The 1,672-nt window shown below is 59.1% G+C and carries 2 protein-coding genes and 2 pseudogenes; 3 read left to right on the top strand and 1 reads right to left on the bottom strand.

Annotation, left to right across the window (positions count from 1 at the left end; translation table 11 throughout):
* Positions 1 to 9: 9 nt before the first annotated feature.
* Positions 10 to 751: pseudogene (locus tag NKH05_RS33295) on the top strand (IS66 family transposase).
* On the opposite strand, the gene NKH05_RS33290 reads toward NKH05_RS33295, so the two are convergent.
* Positions 711 to 929, bottom strand: a complete 219-nt coding sequence (locus NKH05_RS33290; protein WP_502913306.1) for a hypothetical protein — start codon at positions 927 to 929, stop codon at positions 711 to 713. The pseudogene NKH05_RS33295 and the gene NKH05_RS33290 overlap by 41 nt on opposite strands.
* 83 nt (positions 930 to 1,012) lie before the next feature.
* Between NKH05_RS33290 and NKH05_RS33285 the strand changes: the two genes are divergently transcribed.
* Together NKH05_RS33285 and NKH05_RS32925 are read left to right on the top strand one after the other, a co-directional pair.
* Positions 1,013 to 1,300 carry a hypothetical protein gene (locus NKH05_RS33285; protein WP_502913305.1) on the top strand — a complete coding sequence of 96 codons (288 nt, stop codon included), beginning with the start codon at positions 1,013 to 1,015 and terminating at the stop codon, positions 1,298 to 1,300.
* A gap of 264 nt (positions 1,301 to 1,564) precedes the next feature.
* Positions 1,565 to 1,672 (top strand): annotated as a pseudogene (locus tag NKH05_RS32925) (IS6 family transposase); the annotation flags it as partial.

The raw sequence follows: 1,672 nt of genomic DNA, 5'->3' as shown, positions 1-1,672 counted from the left end.
ACGTCGATCATGATACCTGTGCGCATCTTCCCCACCGTCGCATGCCGCGACAACGAGGGGAATCCCAAATCGGACTCTTCCGTCCCGATCAGTCCACTAGTGCAGGTCGACGGCTATGCCGGCTACAACGGCCTGACCTCGAAGGGGCGCAAGCCAGGTCCGATCACGCTCGCCTTCTGCCTAGCCCATGCGCGGCGCAAGTTCATCGACCTGCACAAGAAGACCGGATCGGCCTTCACCGCCGATATCATCGAACGCTTCAGCAGGACCTACGCCATCGAGGCGGAGATCCGCGGCACGAGCGCCGCCGAACGCCGGGCTGTTCGCCAGGCCCGCAGCGCCTGTGATGGCCGCCCTGAAGACCGTCCTGGAGGAGGAGCTGTCCGGCCTGTCGACGAAATCCAAGACCGCCGAGGCGATCCGATATGTGCTGGGCCACTGGGCGGGCCTGACGCTGTTCCTTGCGGATGGGCGTCTGGAGACGGACACCAACACGGTCGAAAGATCCATGCGCACCATAGCAATGCCCGGTTCATACTACACCTCCTCTTCAAATGCCCGGAAACAGGGACTTTTGGTTTTCCATTTTGATGCGACACGAGCCTCTGTGACCCGGAAACTGGTTACTTCGTCCTTTTCCAGGTCCGCCGCTCGTATTTGGTGCGGCGCGTCAGGCACAACCTGCTCGGTCGGAAGCACCCCCTCCTTGATCAGTCGCGGGCACGATGGGCAGAAACACCAAGCTTTTTAGCGGCTTCGGTCAGCGTGAGCCACTCGCCGTTCTTATCGGCGGATCGGTAGCCGTGGATTTTATGGACTGTGCGCAGCGCCCCGACACGGCGCCCTGTCCACGTCTTACCTTGTCCGGTTTGCATTCCCATCCGGTTGAGGGTGGCGGCAATGTCGGTGTCGGACCATCGGGTAGCCATGGACCGATGACCGCGAGAGCAGCCTCCGGCGTGCTCTGGCCGTGTTCGCCAGCTTTGGGTTTGCGGATTCGGAGCTGGGAGTGTTGGCCACCTTTCCAGTGGATCGTCAAAATGACTTCACGTCGCTCTTCATCAACGTCGGCGATGATATCGGACACGAGAGTGCGAAGGAGTTGCTGACGACAACGCATATCGACGTAAGGCGCGCGCCAAGCTGCCTCCAGGTTGGTCGGTGGCAATGCCAGCAAAATCGGGGATCGGGGTGGCGAGATCGATTTGTCGCGCCTGGGCCAAAGCAGCTTCGCAAGGCGTTGGTGCGCGGATATTGCGTATTTCAGATGATCGTGAGCACGGATTTCACCGCATCGTGAGCACGGATTTCACGGGATCATGAGCAACGATTTCGCGGGATCGTGAGCAGCGATTTCAGACGATCGTGAGCAGCTTTTCGAAGGTGCTGGACGCTTCGGCCGACAACTCAGCCAGTCTACAGGATGCCTCGTTCAAAACGAGGAAGCCTGATGCCAACCCAGAGATTGTCGATGCGCCGGGTCAGAGAAGTTTTACGTCTAAGACATGTTCAAGGACTGCCTGCCTATCGCCAAACCGTTGACAAAGGATCCATGCACCAACGCTACTGCACCGTGCATTGTTGGGTCGTTCACTTCTCGCCTGAGCTTCTGGAGCGTTGTTCAACAAACGCAAGCGGACCGTAACCGGCAAGTGGCATATGGACGAGATCT

This window comes from Mesorhizobium sp. M1399, assembly GCF_040317735.1.
Taxonomy (GTDB): domain Bacteria; phylum Pseudomonadota; class Alphaproteobacteria; order Rhizobiales; family Rhizobiaceae; genus Mesorhizobium.
The sequence above is the reverse complement of the archived record's forward strand: the minus strand, read 5'-3'. Positions and strand labels throughout refer to the sequence as shown.

Coding starts and splice junctions, on each gene's coding strand:
- NKH05_RS33290 (WP_502913306.1), bottom strand. CDS start 929: ATGGCTACCCGATGGTCCGACACCGACATTGCCGCCACCCTCAACCGG.